The organism is Comamonas sp., from assembly GCF_009360615.1.
Taxonomy (GTDB): Bacteria; Pseudomonadota; Gammaproteobacteria; order Burkholderiales; family Burkholderiaceae_C; genus Comamonas.
Genome location: NZ_SPEY01000018.1, coordinates 74,653 through 98,444, shown reverse-complemented (window position 1 = coordinate 98,444; position 23,792 = coordinate 74,653). Strand labels below are relative to the sequence as shown.

The window sequence follows — 23,792 nt, the reverse complement described above, 5'->3', positions numbered from 1 at the left end:
TGCTGCCGGCCCTCTTGTCAGAGAGCGGGTTTGAAGCGCTTGAGCCGCAGTGCGTTGGAGAGCACGAATACGCTGGACAGCGCCATGGCCCCAGCGGCAAACACGGGCGACAGCAGCATGCCGTTGAACGGATAGAGCAGACCTGCCGCCACCGGTATCAGCGCCACGTTGTAGGCAAAGGCCCAGAACAGGTTCTCGCCAATGTTCTTCATGGTGGCCTTGGACAGCGCGATCGCATTCGGCACGCCCGAGAGATCCCCAGACATCAGCACCACATCGGCCGCCTCGATGGCGATATCGGTGCCCGTGCCGATGGCAATGCCCACATCGGCCTCGGCCAGGGCCGGTGCGTCGTTGATGCCGTCGCCCACATAGGCCAGCGTGCCATGCTCGGCCTTGAGACGCTTCACGCTCTCGACCTTGCCGCCGGGCAGCACCTCGGCCACCACCTCGTCAATGCCCAGCTGCCTGGCGATCGCCTCGGCCGTGTGGCGGTTGTCGCCGGTGATCATGGCCACCGTCAGGCCCAGTGCGTGCAGGGCATCGATCGCGGGCTTGCTGGTGGGCTTGATCGGATCGGCCACGGCAATCATGGCCGCCACCCGTCCGCCGATGGCGGCATACAGCGGCGTCTTGCCTTCGCTGCCCAGGCGCTCGGCCTCGGCCGCAAAACCGTCAACGCTCAGGCCGAGCTCGCGCATGAAGCGGTCGGCACCGATCTCCACTTGGTCGCCCAGCACCACGGCACGCACGCCGAAACCGGTCACCGAGGCGAAATCGCTGATGGCCGGAATCTCCAGCCCTTCGGCTTTGGCCGCATCGACAATGGCACGCGCAATCGGGTGCTCGCTGCGATCCTCCACGGCAGCCACCTGCGCCAGCACGGCGCCGCGCTCAAACCCGTCGGCCAGCACCAGATCGGTCAGCTCGGGACGGCCACGGGTCAGCGTGCCGGTCTTGTCCACCGCCACCACCCTGGCATCCTTGAGCTGCTGCAGTGCCTCGCCCTTGCGCAGCAACACTCCCATTTGCGCGGCACGCCCGGTTCCCACCATGATGGAAGTCGGCGTGGCCAGCCCCATGGCACAGGGGCAGGCAATGATGAGCACGGCCACGGCATTGACCAGGGCAAAGCTCAGCGCAGGATCGGGACCCCAGACCAGCCAGATCACGAAAGTCAGCAGGGCCGCGGCCATGACGGCCGGCACAAACCACATGGTGATCTTGTCCACCAGCGCCTGAATCGGCAGCTTGCTGCCCTGGGCCTGCTCCACCATGCGGATGATCTGTGCCAGCAGCGTATCGGCGCCCACCTTGGTGGCCCTGAAAGCCAGCGCCCCGTTCTGATTGACCGTGCCGCCCACCACTTCGGCACCCTCGGCCTTCTCGACCGGCACGGGCTCGCCGCTGATCATGGATTCATCGACAAAGCTGCGGCCTTCGACGACCTCGCCATCGACCGGAATGCGCTCGCCCGGCCGCACTTCGATCAGATCGCCGGCACGCACCTGGGCGATATCGACTTCCTGGACCTGGCCACCCTTGCGCACGCGCGCGGTCTTGGCCTGCAGCTGCACCAGACGGCGAATGGCCTCCGAGGTATTGCCCTTGGCACGCGCCTCCAGAAAGCGGCCCAGCAGGATCAGCGCCACGATGACGGCCGCAGCCTCGAAGTACACATTCACGGTGCCTGCAGGCAGCCACTGCGGCACAAAGGTTGCGACCACCGAATAGGCGAATGCCGCCGAGGTGCCCACCGCGACCAGAGAATTCATATCGGGCGCAGCGCGCAGCAGCGCGGGCACGCCTTTCTCGAAGAAGCGCCGTCCCGGCCCGAACAGCACCACGGCTGTCAGCGCGCACTGGAGGTACCAGCTGTTCTGCGTGCCGATGCTGCCCGCAATCCAGTGGTGAAACGCAGGCACCATGTGACCGCCCATCTCCAGCAGAAACACGGGCAGGGCGAACACGGTCGCAAAGATCAGGGAACGCTTGAGTGATTCGCGCTCCTGCGCCTGGCGCTCGGCTGTGGCGTCCTCGCCGGCCGCGCCGGCGCTGTGCGCCACGGGCTGCGCTTCATAGCCGGCCTTTTCAATCGCCGCGATCAGAGCGCCCACCGTCACGCCGCCCTGCAGCTGCACGCTCGCACGTTCGGTCGCAAGATTCACCACTGCATCCTGCACTCCGGGCACTTTCCTGAGCGCGCGCTCCACACGCCCCACGCAGGATGCACAGGTCATGCCGCCGACCTGCAGATCCACGCTTTGCGAGGGCACCGCGTAGCCCGCCTTTTCGATCGCCGCCACAGCCTGCGGCAGGATGGCCGCAGCCTGCGCCGGATCGGCCACGGTGAGACTGGCTTTTTCCGTGGCCAGATTGACCACGGCCTCCTGCACACCGGGCACTTTCCTGAGCGCCCGCTCCACCCGGCCCACGCAGGAAGCGCAGGTCATTCCTTCCACGGACAGCTCAAAGGCTGCGCTTGGGGTCAGTGCATTCATCGCGTTCTCCATTCACGTTGGAGATCACTGTAGACATTGACATCATGTAAAGGTCAAGCGGCCGGCAAGAACCCCTGCAGAACCGGTGCAGGCATGCGCGGCTTCAGACGGTGTGCGGCGCCAGGCCGAAATGCGCCAGCAGGTGCGCCTCGGCCTGCGCAAACAGGTCCTGCAGGCCTTGCAGGGTGGAACTGGCCATGTGCGGCGTCAGCACCGTGTTGGGCAGGCCGGTCAAGACCTCGGACACTTGCGGCTCGTGCGCGAACACGTCGAGTGCCGCCGCCGCAATCGTGCGTTCCTGCAGAGCCTGCTGCAATGCCGCTTCATCGACGATGGAGCCGCGCCCCACGTTCACCAGCACACCCTGCGGCCCCAGGGCCTGCAGCACGCAGGCATCGATCAGCCCCCGGGTTGCAGGACCGCCGCTGGCGCAGACCACGAGAAAATCCACATCTGCGGCCAGCTCCAGCACACTGTCACACCAGCGGTACGGCACATCGTTCTTGGGAGCGCGCCCCGTATAGGCAATCGACATATCAAAGGCCTGCGAGCGCCTGGCCACGGCACGGCCGATGCGCCCCAGGCCGACGATGCCCATGCGCCGCCCCGAAAAGCGCAGCGTGGGCGGATACCGCCCCTGCGGCCAGCGCCCCTGCCGCACAAACTCATGGGCCTGCACGATCTGCCGCGTGGCAGCCAGCAGCAGGGCCAGCGTGTGGTCGGCGACGTCTTCGGCACAGACATCGGGTGCCCTGCTCACCTTGATGCCCAGTTCTGCAGCAGCCTCAAGATCGATGCCGTCCCGGCCCACGCCGACGACGACGATCAGCTCCAGCGCCGGCCACTGCCGCATCTGTTCGCGGCTGACGATGGACTGGGCATTGCACAGCATGGCTCGCACCTGACCGCACAGCTCGCTGCGCCAGGCGCTGCCGACCCCGGCCGCCTCAAGCAGCTCGAACTGCAGCTGCAGTCTCTCGCGCATGGCTGGCGCCAGCGCCGTGTGAAGCAGCAGCCGGGGACGCTGCGGGTTCGGTGATTCTTGGATGGACATGGGAGGGCTTCCGGTTGATCGATGCAGTCTTCGCTTCCCGCCAGCAAGCAGCGGGCGGAAAGCAAAAGCGGGCCTACTCCAGCACGCCAGGATCGCGGCGGATTTCCTCGCGACACATGGCCTCCCAGAGGAAGGGAAAGCCGTTGAGGTCGGTACGCGCTCCGGTCGCCTGGATCACGGCATCGCTCAAGGGGGTGCCGCCACCGAGCGCCTGCACCCGCCAGGCCAGGCGGCAGCGCCACTCCAGCGTGATGGCCCGCAGATGCGCCTGTCGAATGCTCTCGCCCACCACCAGCGCACCATGATTGGCCAGCAGCGCCCATTTGCTCTGGCCCAATGCGCTGGCCACGGCATTGCCCAGCTCGCGCTGCTCCACCGTGCCCCGGTATTCGTCATAGACCACGGGGTCGGTATCGACCAGGGCCGAGGTCTGGTCATACACCGGCGGCACCTTGCCCGTGGCCGACCAGACCGAACTCCATTCGGGATGGTTGTGGATGACCACGCGCACATCGTGGCGCTTTTCATGCACATCCATGTGCAGCCGGATGGCCGGAGTGATGTTCCACGCCCCTTCGATCACCTGGCCTTGTGCGTCCAGCCGCAGGATGTCCGAGGCCGTCAGCTCGCTCCAGGTCAGTTCCCAGGGGTTGGCAAGATAGCTGCCGTCATCCAGGCGCAGCGTGATGTGGCCCGCGATATGGTCGTTATAGCCTTCGCGCGAGAGCACGCGGCACAGCAGCGCAAGCTGCTGGCGATCACCGAGCGCCGGCAGCAGCGGCTTGCGGCCCGGACGCGGCGCGTATCTGGACAGCAGCTCCCGGTTCAGTCCGTCGTGGCGCATGCGGCCTCCTGTTCGTTGTGCTTCCGGGCGGCAACGCCCTGGCGTGCAAATACCGACGCACGGTGCATGCGACGCTGGTGCGGCGCATAGTCCATGATGGCGTTGTGCACCACGCTGCGGTTGTCCCAGATCACCATATCGCCCAGCGCCCAGCGGTGCTTGAACAGGAACTCCACCTGCATGCAGTGCGCATGCAGATAGGCCAGGATGGCACGGCTTTCGGCCTGTGGCAGACCATCTATATGCGTGACATAGGTGGGACTGACGTAGAGCGCCTTGCGCCCTGTGAGCGGATGCAAGCGCACCATGGGGTGCAACTGGCGACGGTTTTGCGCGACCACTTCCACATAGCGCTCATGCGTGCAGATGCCATGCTGCAGCGCTGCCGTCATGGGGCTGTTCATGTCATGCCAGGCACTCAGACCATCGAGGTACTGCTTCATCTGCGGCGACAGCGCATCGTAGGCACTGGTCATGCTGATCCAGCAGGTATCACCTCCCGTGGGCGGCAGGATGCGCGCATGGGTCATGGTGACGATGGGCGGACTGGGCAGAAAGCTCTCGTCGTGGTGCCACATATCGGCGCGGTCGCCGAGCTTGGAGTCTATGACTGTGATCTGCTCATAGCCCTGGCCCAGATTGGGATAGAAGGTATGGACTTCGGCCTCGCCAAAATGACGGGCAATCGCCAGATGCTGATCGGGCGTCATATCGGGCACATGCAGCACCAGTGCCTCATGCCTGAGCAGGGCGGCTTCCAACTCCTGCAGGGTTTGCGCAGACAACGGGTCTGCCAGGTCCAGCTTCAGCACTTCGGCACCGATGCGCGGGCCGAGAATCCGAACCGAGATGGGGGATGACATGGACTTTCTCCTCTATGCAATGTCTTGCCCGAGTGCAGTGCTTCTGTCTCCTCCACAGCGTCTGCCTCAGGCTCTGTCGGGCCGCTCCTTAGCGCTAGGATGGGGAGCAGCCTTGCACAAAGTCTAGGCAGAGGGAGTGCGTTTTTCCACTCGCATTCCGGCTCCCTCGAAGACGTCGCAAGTCATTGATGGAAAAAGAAAAAATCAGGCCCAACAGATAAACCGAGGACAGGACTTGCATTTCATGGACGCGCCCACCACCCCACTCCCCAAGGACCAGTTGCCGCAACCGCGCAAACAGCCTGTGCAGGCGCGCTCCAGAGCGCTGGTCGATGCCATTGCCGAAGCCTGTTTGCGCCTTCTCGAAAAAGAGGGCGAGGACGCTCTCACGGTCAATCGCATTGCAGAGGTTTCGGGTGCTGCCGTGGGCTCCATCTACCAATACTTTCCCAACAAGGAGTCCATGATTGCAGCAGTGTATGAACGCCTGCTCAATCAGGAATCCGAGCAGCTCTTCCAGATGCGCGAGCAGTTGCAGGGCCTGCCGCTCGAAGCCATATTGCGCCAGATCTTTGCGAACATGATTCGGGTCGAGCAGCGCCTGCACCAGCTCAGCCGTGCTTTCCATGCGCGCTATCGCACGGCCTTGCATCTGGGCCTGTGGCATGCACCGCAGGCCAGCCGGGAGGAATTCATCAACACCACCTGGCTGCCGCTGCTGCAGATGCATGGCTCGCAGGTACAGACCGAAAACCTGCCACTGGCTGCCTATCTGCTGGGCCAGGGCCTGCGCGAGATCATTCACAGCGCCGTGCACGACGTGCCTCAGCAGGCCCGCTCACCCGATTTTCTCGATGCGCTGGTGGCCATGGCCATGAGCTGCGTGAAACGAGGCTAGAAAAACAAAGCGCGACACGGAGGTCGCGCTTTGTGCGGGGCTGGCTATGTCTATCGGATATGCGCGATCACGGCGCTCAAGACCTGTGCAGTGCCTGGCTGCACGGCCAGTGTGATGCGGCCGCTCTTGTGGGCCGAAACCTGCATTTCCATCTTCATGGCTTCCATCACGGCGATCACATCGCCTTCCTTGACCTCGTCGCCATCGGCCACCTTCCAGGCATGCAGATTGCCGGCGATCGGCGAGATGACGGCATCGGGGTCCACGTTTTGCGACGCTGCGGCCTGGGTCGCACCGCTCGCCGGCGCCGACAGTCCTTGCAGCAGCATGGCGGGCAGGCCCAGCTGCACGCGGCGGCCGTCGATCTCGATGGCCGTGCGCAGCAGGCTGGTGTCGGCCACAGGCTCGGCGCGAGCGGCCGCGGCCAGCGGCTCGGAAAACTCGGTCTCGATCCAGCGGGTGTGGACCTTGAAGCCATGGGTGCCGACAAAGTCGTCCTGTGCGAGCACGGCCTTGTGGAACGGCAGCACCGAAGCCACGCCCTCGATGCGGAACTCGGCCAGAGCACGGCGCGCACGCGCCAGGGCCTGCTCCCGCGTGGCACCCGTGACAATGAGCTTGGCCATCATGGAGTCAAACGTGCCGGGGATCACCGAGCCGGTTTCGACGCCAGAATCGAGGCGCACACCCGGCCCCGAAGGTGGGGCAAAACGCGTGATCAGCCCCGGCGTGGGCAGGAAGCCGCGCCCCACATCTTCGGCATTGATACGGAACTCGAAGGAATGGGCGCGCGGCGGCGGAGTCTGGGTGAACGACAGCGGCAGGCCGTCGGCCACGCGCAGCTGCTCCATCACCAGATCGATGCCCGTGGTTTCCTCGGTCACGGTGTGCTCGACCTGCAGGCGGGTATTGACCTCGAGGAAGGAAATGGCGCCGTTGCCGCTGAGCAGGAATTCCACGGTTCCCGCGCTGACATAGCCGGCTTGGGCACAGATCGCCTTCGCCGCACTGTGAATGCGCTCCCGCTGGGCCTCGGTGATGAAGGGCGCAGGAGCCTCTTCCACCAGTTTCTGGTTGCGACGCTGCAGCGAGCAATCGCGCGTGCCCAGCACCACCACATTGCCGTGCGTGTCGGCAATCACCTGCGCCTCGATATGGCGCGGCTTGTCGAGGAACTGCTCCACAAAGCATTCGCCGCGGCCAAAAGCCGTCACCGCCTCGCGCACGGCAGAGGCATACAGCTCGGCCACTTCGTCCATGCGCCATGCGATCTTCATGCCACGGCCACCGCCGCCAAAAGCAGCCTTGATGATGATGGGCAGACCGTGCTGCCGGGCAAAGGCCAGCACTTCGTCGGCATCCTGGACGGGATCGGGCGTGCCGGCCACCAGCGGCGCACCGACCTGCAGCGCAATCTTGCGCGCCTCGACCTTGTCACCCAGCTTGGCAATGGTGTCGGGGCGCGGGCCGATCCAGACCAGCCCCGCATCCAGCACGGCCTGCGCAAAGGCTTCGCTCTCGGACAGAAAGCCATAGCCGGGATGCACGGCATCGGCGCCCGAACGCTTGGCGATTGCAATCAGCTTGGCGATGTTCAGATAGGTGTCGGCGCTCTTGTCGCCATCAAGGCCGTAAGCCTCGTCGGCGCGGCGCACATGCAGGGCATCGATATCGGCGTCGGCGTAGACGGCGACGGATTTCACGCCGTAGTCGGCACAGGCTCGTGCAATGCGCACGGCGATCTCGCCACGGTTGGCAATCAGAACTTTGGTAATCATGGTTGCCACCTCAGGAAGCGTAAGACAGGGATGCGAGACCGCCGCTGCCTGCTGCGCAGGCCCGGCAATCTGGTGAAACAACTGCTGCGCAGCTGTTTTCGCCACGGTTGGCAATCAGAACTTTTTTCATCAGATCACTCCTCCATCGGCGGCTGCAGGCACCAGCTCTGCAAAGGCGCGGACAGGGTTAAAACGAATCCAGGCTCCGACGGGAATCTGCCCCGCAAGATCCAGATGGTGAGGGGCTACGCAGCCGATCACGGGATAGCCGCCGGTCAGGGGATGGTCGGCCAGAAACAGCACGGGCTGACCGCTGGCGGGAACCTGGATGGCCCCCAGCGGCGTGCCTTCGCTGGGCAGCTCGCCGGTCACGGCGCGCGTCAGCGCCTGTTCGCCGGCCAGGCGCAGGCCCACGCGATTGGACTGGGGCGTGACCTGCCAGCGCTGGGCGGACAGCAAGGCCACGGCCTCGGGCGTGAACCAGTCGGTGCGCGGCCCCAGCTCCACGTCCAGCACGACCTCCGCGTCCGGGGCCGGCAGCTCCTGCGCAGGCAGGGCCAGCTCGGCCACCACGGCATGGCGGGTCGGCAGTACTCTCAGCAACTGGCCGCTGTGCAGGGCCGGCGGCCCGACATGGGCCAGAGTGTCTGTCGAAGCGCTGCCCAGCACGGGAGCGACATCGTAGCCACCGCGTACCGCCACATAGCAGCGGGCACCGGACAGAGGCTGGCCAAGGCTCAGCGTGTCACCGTCGGCCAGCGCAATCGCGGCATGGCAGGGCACCGACCAGCGGCGTCCGTCGGCCGTGGTGATGCCAAGAGGAGCGTCCGCGCCGGTCACGGCCACCACGTTCTCGCCCACGCTCTGCAGCGACAGGCCGCCGCCTACTGTCTCCAGCACCGGCAAATGGCTGGCATTGCCAACCAGCCGGTTGGCCGCCTTGAAAGCGGCCTGGTCCATGGCCCCCGAAGCCGACACGCCCTGTCCGGCCTGGCCGTGACGGCCCCGGTCCTGGAACAGCGTGAGCAGACCCGTGGCGCGCACGCGCAAGGCGCATTCATTGAAATTCGTAGCTGCTTGCGCCTGATCGCTTTTGATCTCCGATACTTTTCCATCTGAAATCGAATTGGATAGAGCGCCAGCTGCTTCTACTTGAGTAGCAATATCGACAAACTGCACGCGGTAGCCGGGCTGCAGCAAAGCCGGCAGATCGCGCGCCAGATCCCACATGGCGGCATCGGTGATGCCAATGATCTGCCATCCTCCGGGGCTGGCCTGGGGATACACTGCGCTGAAGCTGCCGGCCAGCGCCACGGCTCCCGCCGGCACCCTGGTGCGCGGCGTCGCACGGCGTGGCACGTTGAAGACGGGGTCGCCGCCGCTCAGGTAGGCAAAGCCCGGTGCGAAGCCGGTAAAGGCCACGGACCATTCGCTGCCCGTGTGGCGGCGCACCACTTCTTCGGTCGTGATGCCCAGTATCTGTGCGACTTCGGCCAGATCCTCGCCCTCATAGCGAACGGGAATCTGTACCAGCACGTCCGAGCGCTGCACGCTGCCGCTCAGGTCGCAGGCCGCAATGCGCCGCACCAGCTGCGCCGCGCCGATGACATGGGGCGCGAACTGGACCAGAATCGTGCGCGCGGCGGGCACGAGCTCCTGCACGCCCTCGATGGGGCTGGCCTGCAAGGCCCCCAGCAGCACCAGCGTCTGCTGCAGATCGGCCAACTCCACCAGAATGGCCTGGCGGTTGACGGGCAAAAAGCGCATGGTGCTCATGGCGCGGTTTCCACAAAGGAGGTGATCTGCACGCCCTCCTGCTCGAAACGCTGGCGGATGTTGCGTGCAATGGCCACGGCACCGGGGCTGTCGCCATGCACGCAGATGGAATCGGCCTCCACACGCACCAGGCTGCCGTCCACGGCCTCGATCACGCCTTCACGCACCAGGGTCAGCATGCGCTGGGCGATCAGGCGCTCGTCGTGCAGCACGGCACCGGGTTCGCGCCGCGAGACCAGCGCCCCCTCGGGCGTATAGCCGCGATCGGCAAAGGCCTCGGCCACAACGCGCAGGCCCGCATCGCGGGCCCAGGCAATCAGGGGCGCTCCTGCCAGAGCCATGAGCACCAGCCTGGGATTGATGGCCTTGATGGCATTGATCACATCCATGGCCTGACGCTTGTCCTGGGCAATGGTGTTGTAGAGCGCGCCGTGTGGCTTGACGTACTGGACGCTGGTGCCGGCCGCCTGCGCGAGGCCCTGCAGAGCGCCGATCTGGTAGATCACGTCGGCCACCAGATCGCCACTGGCCACATCCATGTTGCGCCGCCCGAAACCCGACAGGTCACGATAGGCGACGTGCGCGCCGACGACCACGCCGCGTGCCTTGGCGGCCTTGAGCGTGGCCAGTATCCCCGCTGCATCCCCGGCGTGAAAGCCGCAAGCCACATTGGCGCTGCTGACGATGTCCAGCATGGCCGCATCGTCGCCCATGCGCCAGGCGCCGAAGCTCTCGCCCAGATCGCTGTTCAAATCCATTCTCATCATTCTTCTCCCGGTCGGCCTCAATGCAGCTGACCTGCGTGTTCCTGCAAATCCTTCTCCACCGTCATGGCGGTGTGAATGGCTGTGCGTATGCCCTGAATCTGTGTTTGCAGCGCCATGCTGGCCATGCCGGGCTGGCGCGCGGCCTGCTGCGGCAGCGCGGGTATGTGAATAAAGCCGCCGCGAACGCCGGGGCCCGCACGGCGAGACAACCTGTGCATCAGGGCATAGAACACATGGTTGCAGACAAAAGTGCCCGCCGTGTTCGATACCGAAGCCGGAATGCCCGCATCGCGCAGATGGCGCACCATGGCCTTGATGGGCAGGGTCGAGAAATAGGCCGCGGGCGCGTCGCGCACCACGGACTGGTCGACGGGCTGATGGCCCGCGTTGTCCGGAATGCGGGCATCGTCGATATTGATGGCCACACGCTCCGGCGTGATTTCGCTGCGCCCCCCGGCCAGCCCCAGGCTGATGATCAGCGTGGGCTGCAGCCTGGCCAGCGCCTCGTCGAGCGCCGCCATGGCCGCACCGAACACGCAGGGCAGTTGCACGGCATGCACCACACCGTCCGCAATCAGCTCGCCATCCAGCGCGCGCGCCACTTCCCACGAGGGGTTGACGCTATCTTTGTCGAAGGGCTCAAAGCCGGTCAGCAGGATTCGGTGGGCAGCCTCAGTCATGGCAACTCTCTCTTATCGGAACATCAGGAAGTTGAGCAGGAACACATTGACGATCAGCAGCGTGATGGCCGTGGGAACCTGCGCACGGATGACGGCATTCTTGTCAATTTCCAGCAGTGCTGCGGGCACCAGGTTGAAGTTGGCCGCCATGGGCGTCAGCAAGGTGCCGCAGTAGCCCGACAACATGCCGACTGCCGCCATCACGGCCGGGTCACCATGGTAGACGCCAACCAGCACGGGCACGCCCACACCGCCGGTCATCACCGGAAAGGCCGCAAAGCCATTGCCCATGATGACGGTGAACAGCGCCATGCCGATCACATACACGGCCACGGCCACAAAGCGCACATCCATATTGATGTAGGTGGTGGTCACATAGGCCACGGCCTTGCCCACACCGGCATCCGAAAACACCAGACCCAGCATGCCCAGCATCTGCGGCAGCACCAGGGCCCAGCCCAGTGCATCGATCAGGCGGTGCGACTCGCGCAGGCCCTGCACGGGAGTCTCGCGCGTCATCTTGCAGGCCAGCACCAGCGCGATCACGCAGCCGATGCCCAGACTGACCAGGGTGCTGTTCTTGGGGTCGATCAGAGGAGTGCCGCCAAAGACCAGATGCTTGGCCGACAGCGTGCCCACCATGGTGATCAGCGGGATGGCCAGCGCCGGCACGAACAGCTTGTTGCCCAGGCGCCTGGCGCTTTCCAGGTACTGTGCATCGGTGCGCGGCTGATGCTTGCCGCCCATCACGCCGCCGAAACCGGCAATCAGGGCCATGACGACCGCCACCGCCCCCACCCATACGGGCGGCAGCAGATCGCCAACGAGGAACACCAGCGCATACAGCGCCCAGAACAGGCCCGCCGAGAAACGGCGCGGGTTGCTGCCGTCGCGCAGCGTCATCACGGCCGTCACCGCCAGCACCAGGCCGACGAGGTAGTACAGGTATTGAATGGTGATGGTCATGCCGACTCTCCCTGAGCAGCTTTCTTTTCCGCAGCAATTTCACGCGCCAGCTGCCTGTCCAGGCGATGCAGGCGGAAGGCATGGATGGCAAAGGCCGAGATGGCCGTAGGAATGCCCCACAGCGCGACATGGATCGGTTCGACCTCGATGCCGGCCTCCTTCAGGAAGGTGGTCATCAGCACGATGGCACCGAAGGCCACGAAGATGTCCTCGCCGAAGAACAGGCCCACGTTGTCCGTGGCAGCCGACATGGCACGCAGCTTCTCGCGCACCTTGCCCGACAGCTTGCCGTAGCGGTTTTCCGTCGCGCCTTCGGCCATGGGGGCCAGCAGCGGACGCACCATCTGGGGATGACCGCCAAGGCTGGTCAGGCCGATGGCTGCCGTGAGCTGACGCGCTGCCAGGTAGACGATCAGCAGGCGGCCGGCAGTGGCCGACTTGATGGAGCTGATCCAGCTCTGCGCATGCTGACGCAGGCCATGGCGCTCCAGCAGGCCGATCACGGCCAGCGGCAGCAGGATGATGAGCGGCAGATTGCGGGTCTTGATGAAGCCGGTCCCGATGGCGGCAAGCACCTTGTCCAGCGGAAAGCCCGCCGCCAAGGCGGTGCCGATGGCGGTCACGATGACCACCAGCATGGGGTTAAAGCGCAGCGCGAAGCCGGCAATGATGATGAGCACGCCGATCAGCGGCCACAGGTTTACGTCTACAGGCATGGAAGCCTCCGGAAATCACGCCCTGATCCGCTGCGCGGCGGGCTCTACCAAAGACGGGAACGCTCTCGGCAACCCGCCCAGCTCTTTGGAGGAAGGCGGGCCAGCTCTGCCTCGTCTCCTCATATTGTTGAACAATCTATTTAGATTGATTCCACAAATGAAATTGTTTGCAGAACAAATAGACTTTGTAATAGAGCAAACCCTAGGTATCACCAAACTGTCGGACTTCTCTGAGTCAACAGAACGATGGCTACACTCTGGCGACAGCCAAAAGGGAACGCCATGAAAGTCGCAGCAGAGGTCCAGAACCTGACCGAACGCATCGCCGAAGAAATCCGCAGCCAGCTGGTCAAGGGCGTGCTGAGCCCGGGCCAGCGACTGTCCGAAGCGGCACTCAGCGAAGCGCTGGATATTTCGCGCAACACCTTGCGCGAGGTGTTCCGCATGCTGACCAAGGAAGGTCTGCTGGTGCACGAGCCCAACAAGGGCGTATCGGTGGCCGTGCCCAGCATGGCGTCCATCATCGATATCTATCGCGTGCGGCGCATGATCGAATGTCAGGCGCTGGCACAGGCCTATCCCATGCACCCGGCGCTGACGCGGATGCGCGAGGCCGTGGAAAGCGGCCAGCGACACAGCGAGGCCGAAGACTGGTCCGAGGTGGGCACCGCCAATATGGCATTTCACAAAGCCATCGTGGCCCTGGCCGACAGCGAGCGTCTCAACGAGATGTTCTCGCACCTGCTGGCGGAGCTGCGCCTGGCCTTCGGCCTGTTGCGCGATCCGCATTTTCTGCATGCCCCCTATGTGGCCATGAACCTGAAGATCCTGCAGATCTTCGAAGCCGGCAGGCCCGCAGAGGCGGCGCAGGAACTCAGTGCCTATCTGGTGCACTCGGAGCGCATCATCCTGGCCGCCTATGCCCGGCGTCTGGCAGAGGCGGGCATCAAGGCTCCCTGAAGTTTCTTGTTCAACAATCCAAGCCTACCCGATGGAGACAAGAAAGAAAACGCCCTACGCTTTGTGAAAACTCGTTGAAATCCCTCATGGATGCTTGTTGAGACAAATGCTACTTTTGGCACAACTCTTGCCTGAGTTCATTTGTCCGCATCTCTTATCCGAGGAGTTTTCATGAAGCGTCGCCTTTTCTGCGCCACCGCAACCCTGCTCGCCGGCATCGGCATTGCCGGCCAAGCCATGGCACAAGCCAGGTGGGATTTCGCCACCGCATACGGGCCTGGAAACTTTCACTCCAAGAACAACGAACTGTTCGTGAAGGATGTGGACGCCGCCACCGGCGGCAAGCTCAGGATCACGCCGCACTTTGGTGCATCGCTGTTCAAGATGCCCGAAATCAAGCGTGCCGTGCAAACCGGCAATGCGCAGATGGGCGAGTTCTTTCTGGTGAGCTTCCAGAACGAGTCGCAGATCTTCGGCGTCGACGGTCTGCCCTTCCTGGTGAACAGCTATGACGATGCCTACCGGCTCTACCAGGCACAGAAACCCGCGCTGCAGAAGTTGCTGGACAAGCAGGGGCAGGTGCTGCTGTATTCCGTGGCCTGGCCTCCCCAGGGCATCTACACCAAGAAGCCCATCAGCTCCGCGGCTGATCTCAAGGGCATGAAGTGGCGCGTGTACTCCCCGACCACGGCCCGTATCGGCGAGCTGATCGGCGCCCAGCCCGTGACCGTGCAGGAAGCCGAGCTGTCCCAGGCCCTGGCGACCGGCGTGGTGGACGGCCTGATCACTTCCAGCGCGACCGGCGCCGACAACAAGCTGTTTGAAAGCCTGAAGTACTACTACAACGTGCAGGCCTGGATTCCCAAGAATGCCGTGACCGTGAGCAAGAAGGCCTTTGGCGCACTGGACAAGAGCACGCAGGAGGCCGTGCTCAAGGCCGCAGCCGCCGCCGAGCAGCGCGGCTGGAAAGAGTCCAGGGACGTGGATGCGCGCTCGATTGCCGCCCTCAAGCAAGGCGGCATGCAGGTCGAGCAGCCCTCCGCCCAGCTCAAGGCAGACCTGGGCAAGATCGGTGCGACCGTGATCAAGGAATGGACGGACAAGGCCGGCGCTGACGGCCAGGCCATTCTCGACGGCTACAAGGCTGGCAAGTAAGGCGCAGATGGCATCGGTTCGCCCGGCCCTGGCATTCGGGGCCGCGCGGTCGATGACCTCATCCGCTCAGGAAGACACGTATGCGCAAGTTACTCAACGGCCTCTATGACGGCAGTGCCTGGCTTGCCGGCATCGCCATGATCGGCGTGCTGGCGATGGTGCTGCTGACCATCACCAGCCGGCTTTTCGGCTTCAGCGCCCCGGGCACCGATGCCTACGCGGGCTATGCCATGGCAGGCGCCGGCTTCATGGCGCTGGCCAGCACCTTGAAGAAAGGTGAACATATCCGCGTCACCCTGCTGCTGGGAGCGCTCAAGGGCCAGGCCTACAAGGCACTGGAATTGACCGCCCTGGGCGTCGCCACCCTTCTTTCGGCCTTTCTGGCGTTCTATTCCACGCGCCTGGTCTGGCAGTCCTGGGAGATCGAAGACATCTCCGTGGGCATCGACGCCACCCCCTTGTGGATTCCGCAGATCTTCATGGCCCTGGGTACCGTGGTTTTCTTCATCGCGTTCTGTGACGAGCTGGTGCTGGAGCTGCTGGGCAGACGCAAGGCCGTGGAAAAGGAAGGAACTCCTCATGAATGAAATCACCGCTAGCATTGCACTGATCGGGGTGCTGCTGGTCCTGCTGGGCGGCGGAGTCTGGGTCGGGCTGACTCTGGCAGGCGTCGCATGGTTCGGCATGGAGTTCTTCACGGCCCGTGCAGCGGGCGATGCCATGGCCATGACCATCTGGGGCTCTGCCAGCAGCTGGACCTTGACGGCCTTGCCGCTGTTTGTCTGGATGGGCGAGATTCTCTACCGCACCAATCTGTCCGAAAGCATGTTTCGCGGTCTCGCTCCCTGGGTCAATGCGCTGCCGGGCCGCCTGCTGCACACCAACGTCATCGGTTGCACGATTTTTGCCGCAGTGTCCGGCTCCTCGGCCGCCACCTGCGCCACCGTGGGCAAGATGAATGTGCCCGAACTGCGCAAACGCGGCTATCCGGAGAACATGGTGATCGGCTCGCTGGGCGGCCCCGCCACGCTGGGCCTGCTGATTCCGCCATCCATCATCTTGATCGTCTACGGCGTGTCGGCCGAGCTGTCGATCTCCAAGCTCTTCATGGCGGGCGTGCTGCCGGGCATCATGCTGGCCCTGATGTTCAGCGGCTGGATCATGGTCTGGGCCCTGATGCACCCGGACCAGGTACCCAAGGCCGACAGCGCCTTGAGCTTCAGGCAAAAAGTCTACGAGTCACGCCACCTGATTCCCGTCGTGCTGCTGATCTCGGGCGTGATTGCCAGTATCTACAGCGGCATTGCCACGGCGACCGAAGCGGCAGGCATAGGCGTGCTGGGCTCACTGATCCTGTCGGCCCTGCAGGGTGCGCTGAGCTGGAAGAACTTCAAGGACTCGCTGTTCGGAGCCACCCGGCTTTACTGCATGATTGCGCTGATCCTCGCCGGCGCTGCCTTCATGACCTTGTCCATGGGCTATATCGGTCTGCCACGCCAATTGGCCGAATACGTGGGCAGCCTCCACCTCTCGCCCGCCATGCTGATTGCGGTGCTGGGCCTGTTCTACATTCTCATCGGCTGCTTTCTCGACGGCATCTCCACCATTGTGCTGACCTCCGGCGTGGTCCTGCCCATCATCCAGGCCGCTGGCATCGACCCCCTGTGGTTCGGCATCTTCCTCGTGATCACGGTGGAGACCGCACAGATCACACCGCCCGTGGGCTTCAACCTGTTCGTGCTGCAGGGCATGACGGGAAAGCAGATCACCTATCTAGCCCGCGTCTGCGCACCGTACTTCCTGCTCATGGTGCTGGCACTCGTGATACTGTGGTTCTTCCCTCAGATCGTGACCGTGCTGCCCAATAATATGTAAGAAAAATCGCTCTGCAAGAACGCCCCGCACTGGGCACTCTTCACAGGCAGGCCAGCACGGCTGCCTGCATGCCGGGCAATTCCGGTTTCGGTGCAAGGACGATGACGCCGGACCCCTCTGACAGGGTGTTACGAAAAATGCCCGCCACGCTGTTAGATTGTCGGGGTTAGCCATCCAGACACATCGCAATGAAAGAAAAAATCAACTTCATTGAGAGGGAGCGCCTCTATCGCCACGAACTCAAACGCCGCCGCGTCAAATTTCTCCCCATGCAGGTTCTGCGTCGGGTCTTCAAGGCAGCAGGAGTCTAGCCAGCGCTGAAGCCAGCCACCCGCCCGCGATGCCAGAAATAGAAAAGCGCTCCCATGGAGCGCTTTTCTATTTCGGCGAATGGGTGCCGCAAGCACAGACCCAGGATTCATGCGGCGTCCATTCCTTTTCCAATCCATTCCATCGCATGCCGTCAATGCCTTGAGCTCTCGCTCAACCTTGTCGATGCGCCATCTGCGATCCCGCGAACCCTGCCGCTGTGAAAGCAATCAACTGCTCAATTACCTTTTCCACCGGGTCACTGCGATGCCTGTCATTGAGCATATGGCTGACACGCCCATTGTCTGAGCGGATATACATCATCGCACCATACATGCACTCCAGGCGCCACTGAAACTCCGTCTCACTCAAATGAGGTGTCACGCTGCGCAGCAGCAAGGCAAACCTCAGAGCAGTTTTGTCATACGCCTTGAATACGACCTCTCGGACCTCTTTCAGAGGATCCACCGAGCACAAGGCAGCCACCCGGTTGAACGAGGACTCTTCCGAGCCGTAAGCAGTGCGCAATGCAGGAGCAATAAACGCCCGAAGCACTTCTTCAATGCTCGGTGGATCGTTCGCATGACGCTGTTCAAGTTGTGCCAGCAAGGCTTCTCTCTGCGCATTGACCAGTTGCACGCGCTCTTCGAAAAGAGCCTTGAGCAAGCCCAGCTTGTTCTTGAAATGATAGTGAATCGCCCCCGTGTCCACGTCTGCTTCAGCCATCACCGCTCTTAGCGATGTCCCTGCGTAACCATGCTGCGCAAACAATTTTTCAGCCGCGCACAGCATGCGCTGCCTTGCTTGGGCACGTGGCACGTCAACTCCCGAAGAAGTGACTTCCGCCTGTTCGGCTTGGCGCAGGGCAGCCCTTCTCCCCAATAGGACTGGAACATCGGAGGCAGTTTTTCTCATGACTGCGAATGATAGTGGGGTCACGTGATCGTCCTCTTGCGTAGTCTTCATTTCTGCATCAATATTCATTCAGTCGACTGACTGAATTCAAAAATACAAGGAGACAAACAATGAAAATCTGGCGCCACATACCCTCCCTCGTTATGGGGCTCACTTGCCTGGGAGTCGGCTCGCTCCAGGCTCAGGAGAATTTTCCCCATAGGCCACTGACCATCATCAATCCCTGGGCCGCAGGAAGCTCGACCGATGTAATGGCGAGGACTCTGGTGGAGGAAATGCACAAGCAGCTGGGTCAAAGCATCATCGTGATTTCGCGTGAGGGAGGCTCCGGCGTCATTGGAATGAATGTGCTGGCCCAATCTCCCGCCGACGGCTTGACCATGGCTTTTACCCCCATGACGCCCATCACCATCCAACCGCATTACGTCAAGGGACTCAAGCTAAGTCCTGATGCCGTGCAACCGCTGTGCGGGGTGACCGAGAACATTCTGGGAGTAAGCGTGCGTGCCGACAGCCCCTACAAAACGATCGCGGAGTTGATTGCCGCCGCCAAACAGAAATCACTGAACTACGGCTCTCCCGGCCCCAACTCGGCCCCTTTTCTAGCCATAGATCAGCTCGAGCGAGACCAGAAGCTACAACTCAATCACATCCCATACAAGGGTGATGCGGGTTCGATCCAGGAATTGCTGGCAGGGCGCCTGGACTTTGTCAGCAGCATTGCAGCCTCTGCTGCACCTCAGGTTCGTGCCGGCAAGTTGCGGCTGTTGGCCGTTACTTCGGAACATCGTCATCCCGCGTTTCCCGACACTCCCACCTTCAAGGAACTGGGCATGAAGGTGCAGGAAGACTCTTTTGCAGGCCTCTTTGTTCCCCGTGGGGTTCCTGAGACCGCACTGGCAAGGCTAGACGATGCCTGTGCCAAAGCCACCAAGTCTGAATCGGTCAAACGCATTGCCCAAAGCGGTGATCAGGTCGTGCACTACCAAAGCCGTCAGCAATGGGAAAAGCGCATTACCACCGAGTTTCGCAAGCAGGGCGAGACAGCCAAGCGCAATGCCAGCAAAAACTAATCCATCCATCACAGCCAGCCCATGAACAACTCCACAACCCTAGCGCCCATTCGCCGCGTCGTCACTGCCAATGATGAGCAAGGACGTTCCTATCTGGCCGAAGATGGCCCATCGCCCGCAATCCGCTTCGTGCCAGAACGTCCCGGATATCGCATCACCAATCTATGGCGAACTGATGCGGCCCCTGCACACATTGGCTCACCCGACACCATTCATCTGCACCAGGGCGTTGCGCCCCCGCCACTTGGTACCGTGCTGCGCATTCTGGATATTCCTGCCGAGCCCGCCGACCCTCAGGAACTTCAGACTGCTTTGAATGCGACGTTTTCACGCATGTATGGCGATGCCCATCGAAATGTTCAGCCCGGCGAACATCCTGGCATGCATCGCACGGACTCCGTGGACTACGCGCTCATGCTGGAAGGAGAGCTGATTGCCATCATGGATAAAGAAGAGACCGTGCTGCGAGCGGGCGATGTTCTGATTCAGCGTGGAACCAACCATGCCTGGGCCAACCGCTCCGGTAAACCTGCTCGTATTGCCTTTGTGCTGGTTGCAGGCATCGACGCAGATTGAGAGCCGGTCGGCAGCACACGAACATGCGGATGCCGATGCCTGAGACTTGTTGAAGAACACCATGCATTCCTGAATCGGCCCGATGGCCGAAGCATCATCTGCCGAGCGCATCCGACGCCCCATAGAAAAAGCGCTCCAACGAGCGCTTTTTATCGCATTGAGGATGCTGCCGACATCAGCTCCACCAGGATTTCATCGAAAAAAACTTTCCCGGGTCGCCTGAGACTGCGACTTCAGCCAGGAAAGCTTTTCCGTGGCAAAGACCGTCTGCTTATTCCACCGTGACCGACTTGGCCAGGTTGCGGGGCTTGTCCACATCCGTGCCGCGCGCCACCGCCGTGTGATAGGCCAGCAGCTGCAGCGGCACCACGTGCAGGATGGGGCTCAGGGCGCCATAGTTCTCGGGCATGCGGATCACATGCATGCCTTCGCTGCTTTCGATATTGGTCTTGGCATCGGCCAGCACATAAAGAACGCCGCCACGGGCACGCACTTCCTGCATATTGCTCTTGAGCTTTTCCAGCAGTTCGTCGTTGGGTGCCACGGTGACCACAGGCATCTGGCTGTCCACCAGCGCCAGCGGGCCATGCTTGAGCTCGCCGGCAGGATAGGCCTCGGCGTGGATATAGCTGATTTCCTTGAGCTTGAGCGCGCCTTCCAGAGCGATGGGGTAGTGAATGCCGCGACCCAGGAACAGTGCGTTTTCCTTCTTCGCAAAGTCTTCGGCCCAGCTGATGATCTGCGGCTCCAGCGCCAGCACGGATTGCAGGGCCACGGGAAGATGGCGCATGGCGGTCAGATACTGCTGCTCCTTCTCTTCCGTCAGGCGTCCCTTGGACTGGGCCAACGCCAGCGTCAGCAGGAACAGACCGGCCAGCTGCGTGGTGAAGGCCTTGGTCGATGCCACGCCGATCTCCACACCGGCCCGGGTGATATAGGCCAGCTCGCACTCGCGCACCATGGCGCTGGTGGCCACATTGCAGATGGTCAGGCTGTGCGTCATGCCCAGGCTCTGGGCATGACGCAGGGCCGCCAGCGTGTCGGCCGTCTCGCCCGACTGGCTGATGGTCACGATCAGGGTCTTGGGATCGGGCACGCTGGTGCGGTAGCGGTACTCGCTGGCGACTTCCACATTGCAGGGAATGCCGGCAATCGCCTCGATCCAGTACTTGGCCGTGCAGCCGCTGTAATAGCTGGTGCCGCACGCCAGGATCAGGATCCGGTCGATCTCCTTGAAAACGCGCCAGGCCGCAGCACCGCTCTTGCCCTCCGAGGTGACGCCGTCAAACAGCTCGGGGGCAATGTTCTTCAAGCCCTCCAGCGTATCGCCCAGCGCGCGCGGCTGCTCGAAGATTTCCTTCTGCATGTAGTGGCGATATGGGCCCAGTTCTGCGGCACCGCTGTGCGCCATCACGGTTCTGACCGGACGCTGCTGCTCGGTCAGGCGCTCGCCGCTCCTGCTGACGACCCAGTAGCGTCCGGGCTGCAGGTCGATCAGGTCGCCCTCTTCCAGATACACGATCTGATCGGTGACGCCCGCCAGCGCCATGGCGTCGCTGGCCAGGAAATGCTCGCCGCCGTCCTTGCCCACGCCCAGGATCAGCGGCGAGCCGGCGCGCGCACCGACCACGCGCTGGGGCTCGTCCCTGTGCATCACGCCAATCGCATAGGCACCATGCAGACGGGCCGTCGCGGCCTGCACGGCCTCGAAAAGATCACCGCTGTAGAGGCTGTCCACCAGGTGCGCGATGACCTCGGTGTCGGTCTGGCTGGCGAAGACATAGCCCTTGGCCTGCAACTCGGTACGCAAGGCTTCGTAGTTCTCGATGATGCCGTTGTGCACCAGGGCCACGCGTGCCGGCGCATCGGCATCGGCCACGGGGGAGATGCCAGGGCCATGGCTGAAATGGGGATGGGCATTGCGCACCGCAGGCTCGCCGTGGGTGGCCCAGCGGGTATGGGCGATGCCGGTGAAGCCTTCGACATGTTCGGTCTTGACCTGCTCCATCAGCTCGGCCACCCGGTCTGTGGAACGCGCACGCTGCAGGCCCAGGCTCAGGCCGTTGGCATCGGCCGCCTGCACTGCCACACCGCAGGAGTCATAACCGCGGTACTCCAGTCGCTGCAGACCCTGGACCAGAACCGGAACGATATTGCGATGAGACACCGCAGCAACAATGCCACACATAGAGGTACACCTTAGGTTGATTGAGCAAGCATGCTATCTGTTAGGAGAAAAAATTTTCATTCAACATTGATTGATAATTGATTAAAAATTTCATCAAAAATGCATTCTGATTTTTTATTCAATAAAATACATATAAATGAATGAAAATTCCATCAGTTTGGACCGCATCGACCTGCTGCTCTTGCAGCAACTGCAGCGGGACGCCAGCCTGAGCAACCAGGCCCTGGCCCGGCTGCTGGAGCTGTCTGCCGCCACCTGCCTGCGCCGGGTCAAGCGGTTGCAGGAGCTGGGCCTGATCGAAAAACAGGTCGCCATCCTCAGCAGCGAACACATTGCGCGCTTCACCGGCCATGGCCTGCAGGCCATTGTGGAAGTCTCCCTGGACCGTCAGGACAGCACCTCGCTGCTGCAATTCGAGCACAAAGCCGTTGCCGAGCCCGGTGTGCAGCAATGCTGGCGCGTGTCTCCCGGACCCGACTTCGTGCTTGTCATTGCCAGTGCCGACATGCCAGCCTATCTGGCCTTGAGCCAGAAGCTGTTCACGCAGGACGCCAATGTGCGCAATGTCAAAGCCTTCTTCAGTCTCAAACGCGCCAAATTCAGCACCGAACTGCCTTTGCCAGCCCCTGCCCATTAGAGACTTGCACGCCTTTATTCTTGAACCGCAATGTGTGGTGTAGATGCCGCGCAGGCGCCTTAATATTTGATACAAATTGTATTAATTCGATTATTCTCGCGATCTTGACTTAAGCCAAATCCACCAGATGCCCTTGCATCGAGATATTCACCGACGCACTTATCCTCTGCGCGCCTCTTATATGGCACTGGGCGGAGCGGTGGTGGCTGCAAGCCTGTCTTATCTCCCGACCAATCTCGCCTGGTGGGCATTCACGGCGGTCAGTGCGCTGGCATGGCCACATATTGCGTTTCTGCATTCGAGCCGGCAACAGGATCAGTTCCAGACGGAGTATTTCAACTCACTGATCGATGCGCTGATCGTGGGTTGCTGGATCGCTCTGATGCACTGGAGTCTGCTGCCCAGCATCTGCATTCTGGCCATCGGCGTGGCCGACCGCTTCTATACCGGCCTGAAGCGACGCTGGCTGCCGTCCCTGGTCGCGCTGCTGTGCGGCATGCTTTCCATGAGCCTGGTCATTGCGCCCAGCCCGCAGTGGGATGCCCCGCTGGCGGTTCAGCTGAGTCTGCTGCCGCTGATCGTGCTGCACAGCGCCTATGCCAGCTGGTCCAACAGCCGCATGCTCAAGACGCTGGCCCGGCAGAATCTGCAACTCAAGCTCTTGGGGCGTATTGATCCGCTGACCACGGTATACAGCCGCGATTACTGGTGGAAAAAGGCCCGTGCCGCCTTGCACCAGCACCGCAGCGTCAAGGAGCAGACCTGCCTGCTGGTGATTGACATTGACCGTTTCAAAAGCGTGAACGATTTGTACGGTCATATTGTGGGCGACGATGTTTTGAAGCTGATCGGGCTGGCCATTAGAAGCAGCCTTCGCAGCAACGATATTGCGGGGCGGTATGGCGGCGATGAATTCACCGTGCTTTGCAAGCACACCACGGCCAGGGAGGCATATTCCGTGGCCATGCGCATTTGCGAGAAAATTGCCCAGATACGCGTTCGCGATTATCCGCAGCTGCAGATCAGCGCAAGCATCGGCGTCGCCGCCGCCGATGACAGTTTCGGCTCGGTGACGGAATGGATCAAGGCGGCCGACAGCGCGCTCTACAGCGCCAAGAGCGGCGGGCGCGACCAGGTGATGGGTGCCACCCAGCAACCCGAGAGGCAGCACAGCCCCTCGACCATGCCCATGCGGCCGGAATCGACACGGATCAGTGCGGCGGGTGCCGAGCCGCAAAGCCTGGACCGCAGCTCGGCCTGA

At 62.5% G+C, this 23,792-nt stretch carries 21 protein-coding genes; 9 read left to right on the top strand and 12 right to left on the bottom strand.

Going from position 1 to position 23,792, the window contains the following annotated elements; translation table 11 throughout:
• Positions 1–17 precede the first annotated feature (17 nt).
• The 4 genes from E2583_RS05150 to E2583_RS05135 all read right to left on the bottom strand — a co-directional run bounded on the left by E2583_RS05150 (position 18) and on the right by E2583_RS05135 (position 5,262).
• Entirely contained in the window at positions 18–2,501 is a 2,484-nt protein-coding gene (locus tag E2583_RS05150) for a heavy metal translocating P-type ATPase (RefSeq protein ID WP_291593722.1), read from the bottom strand.
• A 103-nt stretch (positions 2,502–2,604) separates the two neighbouring features.
• The gene (locus E2583_RS05145; RefSeq protein ID WP_291593720.1) at positions 2,605–3,555 is read right to left on the bottom strand and encodes a 2-hydroxyacid dehydrogenase; all 951 of its coding nucleotides are present in this window, start codon (positions 3,553–3,555) and stop codon (positions 2,605–2,607) included.
• 73 nt (positions 3,556–3,628) lie between these two features.
• Entirely contained in the window at positions 3,629–4,399 is a 771-nt protein-coding gene (locus tag E2583_RS05140; protein WP_291593719.1) for a class II aldolase/adducin family protein, read from the bottom strand.
• Complete coding sequence (locus tag E2583_RS05135; protein WP_291593718.1) at positions 4,381–5,262, bottom strand: TauD/TfdA family dioxygenase; 882 nt, start codon at positions 5,260–5,262, stop codon at positions 4,381–4,383. Before E2583_RS05135 ends, E2583_RS05140 begins: the two co-directional genes overlap by 19 nt.
• Positions 5,263–5,506: 244 nt before the next feature.
• On the opposite strand from E2583_RS05135, the gene E2583_RS05130 reads away from it, so the two are divergent.
• The gene (locus E2583_RS05130; protein ID WP_291593717.1) at positions 5,507–6,160 is read left to right on the top strand and encodes a TetR/AcrR family transcriptional regulator; all 654 of its coding nucleotides are present in this window, start codon (positions 5,507–5,509) and stop codon (positions 6,158–6,160) included.
• Between the two features lie 50 nt (positions 6,161–6,210).
• On the opposite strand, the gene E2583_RS05125 is transcribed toward E2583_RS05130, so the two are convergent.
• From E2583_RS05125 to E2583_RS05100, 6 genes are all read right to left on the bottom strand, one after another.
• The gene (locus E2583_RS05125; protein ID WP_291593773.1) at positions 6,211–7,935 is read right to left on the bottom strand and encodes a biotin carboxylase N-terminal domain-containing protein; all 1,725 of its coding nucleotides are present in this window, start codon (positions 7,933–7,935) and stop codon (positions 6,211–6,213) included.
• A 132-nt stretch (positions 7,936–8,067) separates the two neighbouring features.
• Positions 8,068–9,705 (bottom strand): urea amidolyase family protein, encoded by a 1,638-nt coding sequence (locus tag E2583_RS05120; protein ID WP_291593771.1) that lies wholly within the window; start codon positions 9,703–9,705, stop codon positions 8,068–8,070.
• A gap of 5 nt (positions 9,706–9,710) precedes the next feature.
• The gene (locus E2583_RS05115; protein ID WP_291593715.1) at positions 9,711–10,478 is read right to left on the bottom strand and encodes a 5-oxoprolinase subunit PxpA; all 768 of its coding nucleotides are present in this window, start codon (positions 10,476–10,478) and stop codon (positions 9,711–9,713) included.
• A 20-nt stretch (positions 10,479–10,498) separates the two neighbouring features.
• Entirely contained in the window at positions 10,499–11,161 is a 663-nt protein-coding gene (pcp, locus tag E2583_RS05110; protein ID WP_291593713.1) for a pyroglutamyl-peptidase I, read from the bottom strand.
• Between the two features lie 12 nt (positions 11,162–11,173).
• Positions 11,174–12,127 (bottom strand): DUF979 domain-containing protein, encoded by a 954-nt coding sequence (locus E2583_RS05105; protein WP_003058938.1) that lies wholly within the window; start codon positions 12,125–12,127, stop codon positions 11,174–11,176.
• On the bottom strand, positions 12,124–12,843 hold the full coding sequence (locus E2583_RS05100) for a DUF969 domain-containing protein (RefSeq protein ID WP_291593711.1): 720 nt from the start codon (positions 12,841–12,843) through the stop codon (positions 12,124–12,126). The genes E2583_RS05105 and E2583_RS05100 overlap by 4 nt, the downstream gene beginning before the upstream one ends.
• A 282-nt stretch (positions 12,844–13,125) precedes the next feature.
• On the opposite strand from E2583_RS05100, the gene E2583_RS05095 reads away from it, so the two are divergent.
• From E2583_RS05095 to E2583_RS05080, 4 genes are all read left to right on the top strand, one after another.
• Positions 13,126–13,803, top strand: a complete 678-nt coding sequence (locus E2583_RS05095; RefSeq protein ID WP_291593709.1) for a GntR family transcriptional regulator — start codon at positions 13,126–13,128, stop codon at positions 13,801–13,803.
• Between the two features lie 171 nt (positions 13,804–13,974).
• The gene (locus tag E2583_RS05090; RefSeq protein ID WP_291593707.1) at positions 13,975–14,958 is read left to right on the top strand and encodes a TRAP transporter substrate-binding protein; all 984 of its coding nucleotides are present in this window, start codon (positions 13,975–13,977) and stop codon (positions 14,956–14,958) included.
• 80 nt (positions 14,959–15,038) lie between these two features.
• Positions 15,039–15,545: a TRAP transporter small permease gene (locus E2583_RS05085; protein WP_291593705.1), complete on the top strand. Its 507-nt coding sequence runs from the start codon at positions 15,039–15,041 to the stop codon at positions 15,543–15,545.
• Positions 15,538–16,833, top strand: coding sequence for a TRAP transporter large permease subunit (locus tag E2583_RS05080; RefSeq protein ID WP_291593703.1), 1,296 nt, complete (start codon positions 15,538–15,540; stop codon positions 16,831–16,833). The genes E2583_RS05085 and E2583_RS05080 overlap by 8 nt, the downstream gene beginning before the upstream one ends.
• 483 nt (positions 16,834–17,316) lie before the next feature.
• Here E2583_RS05080 and E2583_RS05075 read toward each other — a convergent pair whose 3' ends face one another.
• On the bottom strand, positions 17,317–18,126 hold the full coding sequence (locus E2583_RS05075; protein WP_291593701.1) for a TetR/AcrR family transcriptional regulator: 810 nt from the start codon (positions 18,124–18,126) through the stop codon (positions 17,317–17,319).
• A gap of 41 nt (positions 18,127–18,167) precedes the next feature.
• Here E2583_RS05075 and E2583_RS05070 point away from each other — a divergent pair, with 41 nt between their 5' ends.
• Positions 18,168–19,130, top strand: a complete 963-nt coding sequence (locus tag E2583_RS05070) for a tripartite tricarboxylate transporter substrate binding protein (protein WP_291593699.1) — start codon at positions 18,168–18,170, stop codon at positions 19,128–19,130.
• A gap of 21 nt (positions 19,131–19,151) precedes the next feature.
• On the top strand, positions 19,152–19,706 hold the full coding sequence (locus E2583_RS05065) for a cupin domain-containing protein (RefSeq protein WP_291593697.1): 555 nt from the start codon (positions 19,152–19,154) through the stop codon (positions 19,704–19,706).
• A gap of 271 nt (positions 19,707–19,977) precedes the next feature.
• On the opposite strand, the gene glmS is transcribed toward E2583_RS05065, so the two are convergent.
• The gene (gene glmS / locus E2583_RS05060) at positions 19,978–21,894 is read right to left on the bottom strand and encodes a glutamine--fructose-6-phosphate transaminase (isomerizing) (RefSeq protein WP_291593695.1); all 1,917 of its coding nucleotides are present in this window, start codon (positions 21,892–21,894) and stop codon (positions 19,978–19,980) included.
• Positions 21,895–22,030: 136 nt separating this feature from the next.
• On the opposite strand from glmS, the gene E2583_RS05055 reads away from it, so the two are divergent.
• Positions 22,031–22,531, top strand: a complete 501-nt coding sequence (locus E2583_RS05055; RefSeq protein ID WP_291593694.1) for an Lrp/AsnC family transcriptional regulator — start codon at positions 22,031–22,033, stop codon at positions 22,529–22,531.
• 127 nt (positions 22,532–22,658) lie between these two features.
• Positions 22,659–23,792 (top strand): diguanylate cyclase AdrA, encoded by a 1,134-nt coding sequence (locus E2583_RS05050; protein WP_291593692.1) that lies wholly within the window; start codon positions 22,659–22,661, stop codon positions 23,790–23,792.